The organism is Streptomyces sp. NPDC017890 (assembly GCF_044328675.1).
Classification (GTDB): domain Bacteria; phylum Actinomycetota; class Actinomycetes; order Streptomycetales; family Streptomycetaceae; genus Streptomyces.
In genome coordinates this window covers 40,996-47,652 of record NZ_JBIRHU010000035.1, presented here as the reverse complement: position 1 = coordinate 47,652, position 6,657 = coordinate 40,996, and the positions used below count along the sequence as shown (strand labels likewise).

Below are 6,657 nucleotides of genomic sequence, written 5' to 3'. Positions count from 1 at the left end.
CGCCCGGTTACATATCGAACCCGGAAGCTAAGCCTTACAGCGCCGATGGTACTGCAGGGGGGACCCTGTGGGAGAGTAGGACGCCGCCGAACAATTATTCAAAGGAAACCCCGCACCGGGAACGGTGCGGGGTTTTCTGCGTTTACGGCCGCGTCTACTGTCTTTGTATGCGCTACGACCTGGTTATCTTCGACAACGACGGCGTCCTCGTCGACAGCGAGCCGATCTCCAACCGGCTCCTGGCCGGCTACCTGACCGAGCTGGGGCACCCGACGTCGTACGACGACTCGCTGAGGGACTACATGGGTGCCGCGATGCACCGGGTTCACGACCTCATCCTGGAGCGGACGGGACGGCGGCTGCCCGAGAACTTCGACGACGTCTTCCATGGGCGGGTGTTCGCCGCCTTCGAACGGGACCTGGAACCTGTGCCGGGGGCCGTCGGGGTGCTCGAGAAGCTCACGGCGGACGGGGTGGCGTACTGCGTGGCCTCTTCCGGGAGTCATGAACGCATTCGGGTGGGGCACCGGAAGACCGGCCTGGACCGGTGGTTCGACGACGAGCGGATCTTCAGTTCCCAGGACGTGGGGCGGGGGAAGCCGGAACCGGACCTCTTCCTGCACGCGGCCGAGCGCATGGGGGTCGACCCGGCGCGGTGCGTGGTGGTCGAGGACAGCCCGCTCGGCGTCCAGGCCGCCATCGCGGCCGGGATGGACGTGTACGGGTTCGATGCGATGACGCCGGCTGCCAAGCTGGCCGGGGCCACTCGGCTCTTCGGCGACATGGGGGAGTTGGCCGACCTGCTGATGGGCTGACAGAGCTGAGCGGGATGCACCTTCGGTTCTCTCTACCCAGGGGTGAGCCAGAGCCCTACCCCCGCCGCCATGACTGATGTGCTGCGGCGCGGCAGGGTCTCGTGGGCGTTCGGGTTCTTCGCCCAGGGCGTCGCCTTCGCTCTGCTGGTGACGCGCATCCCGGCCGTCCAGGACCGGTACGGCGTATCCGACGCGCTGCTGCCCGCCTTCCTGGCCGCGGTACCGATCCTGGCCGGTATCGGGAGTGTGGCGACCGGACGTCTGGTGCGGCGGGTGCCGCCGAGCCGGCTGCTGCGCTGGTCCCAGCCGTGGTGCTCCTGGCTCTGACAGGGGCCGCGGAGGGGGGAGGGCGCGGGCGCCGGGTTCAAGGTGCTGGTGCCGCTCTGTCTGGTGCCGCTCTGTCTGGTGATGACGTTCGCGGACATCGGGGACTCGACCGTCTCCAACTGGAGCGCGAAGTACCTGCAGGACGTGCTGGGGAGCTCGGAACAGCTGGCGTGGGGGCGCTGGGGGACGTCTGGAGGTACCGCGGGGCCATGGTCGTACCGATGGTGCTGGTACTGGTGACGGTCGTGTACGCCAGGTCGTTCGAGGCTCAACCGGACCGATACGGTGGCGGACATGAGCGGCCGCGCACAGCTGATGTGGGACGAGGCAGTAACGGGCTATGACTTCGGCCCGGAGCATCCGATGGATCCGGTCCGGCTCGCCCTGACACGAGGACTGGTCGGTGCCCTGGGGCTCGACCGGGAGGCCGAGGTCGTCGCGGCGCCGGCGGCCGGGGAGTCGACGCTGCGGCTCGTCCACCGGGAGGACTACATCGACGCGGTGAAGGCGGCGTCGGCGGATCCGGGGGCGGCGGACGGGTCGTACGGACTCGGGACGGTCGACGATCCGGCCTTCCCGGGGATGCACGAGGCGTCCGCGCTGATCGCCGGGCAGTCGGTGGGGGCGGCGGAGGCGGTGTGGCGCGGGGACGTGCTGCACGCCGTGAACTTCGCGGGCGGGCTGCACCACGCGATGCCGGGCGCGGCCTCCGGGTTCTGCGTGTACAACGACGCGGCGCTGGCGATCGCGCGGCTGCTGGAACTGGGGGCCGAGCGGGTCGCGTACGTCGATGTGGACGTGCACCACGGGGACGGCGTGCAGGCGGCGTTCTGGGCGGATCCGCGGGTTCTGACGGTCTCGCTGCACGAGCATCCGGCGACGCTGTTTCCGCAGACCGGGTGGCCGGAGGAGACGGGGGCCGACAGCGCCGAGGGGTCGGCGGTGAACGTCGCGCTGCCGGCGGGGACCGGGGACGCGGGATGGCTGCGGGCGTTCCACGCGGTGGTGCCCGAGGTGATCGCGGACTTCCGGCCGCAGGTGCTGGTGACGCAGCACGGGGCGGACACGCACTTCGAGGACCCGCTCGCGCACCTGGCGGTGTCGCTGGACGCGCAGCGGGCGGTGCAGGTGGCGTGCCACGAGCTGGCGCACGAGTACGCCGGGGGGCGGTGGGTGGCGCTGGGGGGCGGCGGGTACGCCGTGGTGGATGTCGTGCCGCGGTCGTGGACGCATCTGGTGGGGATCGCGGCGGGGCGGCCGGTGGAGCCGGAGACGGTGATTCCGCAGGGGTGGCGGCAGGAGGTGTTCGCGCGGACGCGGCAGCTCGGGCCGATGCGGATGACCGACGGGCGGTGGCCGGTGTCCTGGGCGCCGTGGGAGGCGGGGTACGACCCCGCCGACCGGTTGGATCAGGCGGTGGTGGCGGCTCGGCGGGCGGTGTTTCCGTTGCGGGGGCTTCTGGCTTGACGGTACCTTTCGGGGCCGGCGGGGTGCGGAGGAGTCGGGTACCCGGGGTGAGGGTTGGCCGGGGGCGGGTGCGCTGCCCGGTGTTCGCGGGGTACCTCTCCCAGTCTCGGCTTCGCTCGAGCGGTGGGCCTCCATGCGCGGGGAGGTGACCCCACCGTCCCCCCGTGCCGCCCTGTGGGTGCCTCCCAGGCCGTGCAGGCAGTGAGGGAGGCACGACTTGCCCGCGGCTGAGTGGCGGGGGCGTTACTCCGGGCGTGGGCATTTTCCGCGTTCCGGGAGCCGGGGGACGGGGGACGGGGCAGCATCGGGATCGTGCTGACCCGTGGAGCTCTTCGGGCTCATCTTCTGGACGCTCGTCTTGCCGGTACCGTGGCGACTTCCCGGGAGGTGAGTCTGCGGAGCTACCGGCTGTTCGCCGCCCGGGACCCGCGGGTGCTGATCGGGATCGACCCGGAAGGGGACTGGGGGCCGCGGGACCTGCTCGGGCTGATGGCGGAGAGGTGCGGGGTTTCGGCCGACCCGCACGATACTTCGGGCCAGGATGTGATTGATCCCGATCGGACACTGGCCGCCCTGGACGCTTTCGCCGATCGGCTCGCCGTGGTCGCTCAGCGTCGCGCACCGGTCCTCCTGGGCACCGGGCACCCCCATCGACTGCTCGGTTTCTACGCCTCCTTGGCCGAGGCGTTGTCGGCGGCGGGGTGTGCTGTCCTCACCCCGGCGGAGGGTTGCCGTGTCGACATAACGACCCGGTTCGGTCTACGCACGTACAACCTCGACTACGTCCGGGGAGTCGCGTTGGTGCGGGAACCAGGCGCCGGGCGCGCCGGTGGTGAGCCCGGCGCGCACACGCATTCGCCGCTCCCGGTTCGTACCGCGCTGGCCGCCGCCGCCGAGGCCGGCGGGCCGCTTCCCGAGCTGGTGATCGGGGACCACGGATGGGTCTGCGGAGCAGGTCAGCTGGGGTTCGAGGTCATCGGGCCGGCCGATACGGACGATCCCGCGCTCTTCGTCGGTCAGGCAGAGGGGTCCGTGTCCGTCGTCGTTCCACTTGATGACGCTGTGCGGTCTGAGTACTACCGGCCGCTTACCCGCTACGTACTCAATCGAGCGTGTCTGTCACGGTAGGGGAGCTGTGGGGTGCACCTCTTCCCCATTCGCATCACCCGCCCCTACATTGGGGAGTGAGCACGCAACGACGAAGAGTCACCGGAAGGGGAAGCCGGTGGCCGTCGAGTGCGGAAGGTTCAGGTGTGTCATGGCTGCAGCTGGCGAAAGGCCTCTGAACGAGGTTCAGTTCCTGACCGTGGCGGAGGTCGCCTCGGTGATGCGCGTGTCCAAGATGACCGTGTACCGGTTGGTGCACAGCGGTCATCTGCCCGCGATCCGGGTGGGACGGTCGTTCCGTGTCCCGGAGCAAGCGGTTCACGAGTACCTCCGTGAGAGCTATGTGGGGGTGGAAACGGCCTGACGGTGGCCCGGGGGAGGCTCTCAGGGCCCGTCAGGGCTCGTCAGGACCTCTCCCGGCCTCCGGGACTCCCCTCGGCACCTCGATTACGACCTCAGCGCTCGGGCGGGTAGGCTAGCCCCTCGTAGGTCGTGTGGGCCCATGGCGCCCAACAACCGAGTGATGAGAAGTGAGCGAGGGTAGTCGTGGGCTCTGTTATCAAGAAGCGGCGCAAGCGGATGGCCAAGAAGAAGCACCGCAAGCTGCTCAAGCGCACGCGCGTTCAGCGTCGCAACAAGAAGTAAGCGACGCTGCGCCGTCAGCGTGGTCTGTGGCCCCCCACCGCATCCGGTGGGGGGCCACCGTCGTATCCCGGGAGCCGGACCGCGGAGCGCGGCACGGCCGCGAAATCCCGTCACTTGCTGCATCCGGCGGTCATCACAGCGCGACACCGACCGGCTAAGTTGGCCGGCGGACGGGGAACGCGGCAGGGTACGCAGTAGGGCGGAAGAAAGGCGCTGATCTTGGGCAAGGTCGTGCTCGTTACCGGAGTGGCCCGTCAGCTGGGGGGCCGGTTCGTGCGGCGCATCCAGCGTGATCCCGACGTGGACCGGGTCATCGGGGTGGACGCCATCGCGCCGGAGCACCATCTGGGCGGCGCGGACTTCGTCCGGGCCGACATCCGGCAGTCGGCCATCGGGAGGGTGCTCGCCGAGACGGCTGCCGACACGGTCGTCCACATGGACGTCACGGGAACGCCGCTGGGCAGCGGCAGCCGGACGTCGGTCAAGGAGACCAACGTCATCGGCACGATGCAGCTGCTCGGCGCCTGCCAGAAGTCGCCGGCCGTGCAGCGGCTGGTGGTGAAGTCCAGTACGAACGTGTACGGGTCGGCGCCGCGCGACCCGGCCGTCTGCACCGAGACCACCGCGCCCAAGTCCCTGCCCAGCGGCGGCTTCGCCAAGGACGCGGTCGAGGTCGAGGGGTATGTCCGGGGCTTCGCGCGCCGTCGGCCGGACGTCGCGGTGACCGTGCTGCGGTTCGCCAACATCCTCGGTCCGGGGGCGGAGACGCCGCTCGCCTCGTACTTCGGGCTGCCGGTGCTGCCGACGGTGTTCGGTTACGACCCGCGGCTGCAGTTCGTGCACGAGGACGACGTGATCGAGGTGCTGCGGCTCTCCTCGCACGAGCCGCGGCGGGGCACGCTGAACAGCGGCACCTTCAACATCGCCGGCGACGGTGTTCTGCTGCTCTCCCAGTGCTCGCGCCGGCTGGGCCGCCCCACGGTGCCGCTGCTGCTGCCCGCGGTCACCTGGGCGGGCTCGCTCGTGCGTACGCTGGGGATGACGGACTTCTCCCCGGAGCAGATCCGGCTGCTCACCCACGGGCGGGTGGTGGACACCACGCAGATGCGCGAGACCCTGGGTTTCCGGCCGAAGTACTCGACGGCCGGGGCGTTCGCGGACTTCGCGCGCGGCCGTGGCATGGGTCTGCTGCCGCCCGAGGCCCTCGCGGGGGCCGTCGACCGGATCGCGGAGCTGTCCCTGCGGGGCAGTGGCCACCTCCCGACGCAGAGCGCCAACTGAGGAGCGCATCAACGATGGCGGACGCCAAGGTCATTCCGTTCGACGACGACCGGTCACGGGGGAGCGGTCAGAGTGGGAACGCGGCGCAGCGCCCGGCGCGGCGCCGCGGCGGTGCGAGTCGGCGCAAGGGCACGGCGGAGTCCGTGCCGGTACGTGAGGTGCAGCCCCTGCCGGTGCGCGGTGCCGCACCGGACGAGGGTCCCGTGACGTCAGAGTCGTCCGGGGTGCCCGGGCCGGGGCCGCAGGGGGCGGGTGGCGGCCTGGAGCGGCGTGTCGCGGGCGGTCTGGCGTTCCTGCGCCGCCGTCTCACCGGCGACTACGAGGTCGACGACTTCGGCTACGACGCCGAGCTCACCGACCAGGTGCTGATGTCCATGCTGCGCCCGGTGTACGAGAAGTACTTCCGGGTCGAGGTGAAGGGCGTGGAGAACATCCCCGCCGAGGGCGGCGCGCTGATCGTCGCCAACCACTCCGGGACGCTGCCGCTGGACGGGCTGATGATGCAGGTCGCCGTGCACGACCATCATCCGGCCGACCGGCATCTGCGCCTGCTGGCGGCGGACCTGGTCTTCGTGCTGCCGGTGGTCAACGAGCTGGCCCGCAAGCTCGGCCACACGCTGGCCTGCGCGGAGGACGCCGAACGGCTGCTCGGTCAGGGCGAGCTGGTCGGGGTGATGCCGGAGGGTTTCAAGGGCGTCGGCAAGCCGTTCAGCGAGCGCTACAAGCTCCAGCGTTTCGGGCGCGGTGGCTTCGTGTCGACGGCGCTGCGGCAGGGTGCGCCGATCATTCCGTGCTCGATCGTCGGCGCGGAGGAGATCTACCCGATGATCGGCAACGCGAAGACGCTGGCGCGGCTGCTGGGCTTTCCGTACTTCCCGCTGACGCCGACCTTTCCGTGGCTGGGGCCGCTGGGCGCGGTGCCCTTGCCGACGAAGTGGACGATCCAGTTCGGCGAGCCGATCCCGACGGACGGCTATCCGCCGGAGGCGGCCGAGGATCCCATGCTGATGTTCAA

At 70.5% G+C, this 6,657-nt stretch carries 7 protein-coding genes, 1 rRNA gene and 1 pseudogene; all 9 read left to right on the top strand.

The features are described 5' to 3' along the window. A 5S ribosomal RNA gene (rrf, locus tag ACH4F2_RS32840) occupies nt 1-92 on the top strand; the annotation flags it as partial. A 75-nt stretch (nt 93-167) separates the two neighbouring features. Then, nucleotides 168-815, top strand: a complete 648-nt coding sequence (locus ACH4F2_RS32835) for an HAD family hydrolase (RefSeq protein WP_398136394.1) — start codon at nt 168-170, stop codon at nt 813-815. 69 nt (nt 816-884) lie between these two features. Next, a pseudogene (locus ACH4F2_RS32830) lies at nt 885-1,486 on the top strand (hypothetical protein). Continuing rightward, complete coding sequence (locus tag ACH4F2_RS32825; RefSeq protein ID WP_398136393.1) at nt 1,437-2,609, top strand: acetoin utilization protein AcuC; 1,173 nt, start codon at nt 1,437-1,439, stop codon at nt 2,607-2,609. Before ACH4F2_RS32830 ends, ACH4F2_RS32825 begins: the two are co-directional and overlap by 50 nt. A 312-nt stretch (nt 2,610-2,921) precedes the next feature. Then, nucleotides 2,922-3,737, top strand: a complete 816-nt coding sequence (locus ACH4F2_RS32820; protein WP_398136392.1) for a phosphatase — start codon at nt 2,922-2,924, stop codon at nt 3,735-3,737. A 130-nt stretch (nt 3,738-3,867) separates the two neighbouring features. Then, nucleotides 3,868-4,080 (top strand): helix-turn-helix domain-containing protein, encoded by a 213-nt coding sequence (locus ACH4F2_RS32815; protein WP_004984898.1) that lies wholly within the window; start codon nt 3,868-3,870, stop codon nt 4,078-4,080. A gap of 182 nt (nt 4,081-4,262) precedes the next feature. Next, the gene (locus tag ACH4F2_RS32810) at nt 4,263-4,361 is read left to right on the top strand and encodes a 30S ribosomal protein bS22 (protein WP_003948845.1); all 99 of its coding nucleotides are present in this window, start codon (nt 4,263-4,265) and stop codon (nt 4,359-4,361) included. A 219-nt stretch (nt 4,362-4,580) separates the two neighbouring features. Then, nucleotides 4,581-5,642, top strand: a complete 1,062-nt coding sequence (locus ACH4F2_RS32805; protein WP_398136391.1) for an NAD-dependent epimerase/dehydratase family protein — start codon at nt 4,581-4,583, stop codon at nt 5,640-5,642. A gap of 14 nt (nt 5,643-5,656) precedes the next feature. Continuing rightward, nucleotides 5,657-6,657, top strand: a 1,001-nt coding sequence (locus tag ACH4F2_RS32800) for a lysophospholipid acyltransferase family protein (protein WP_398136390.1), incomplete at its 3' end; no start/stop codon positions are given.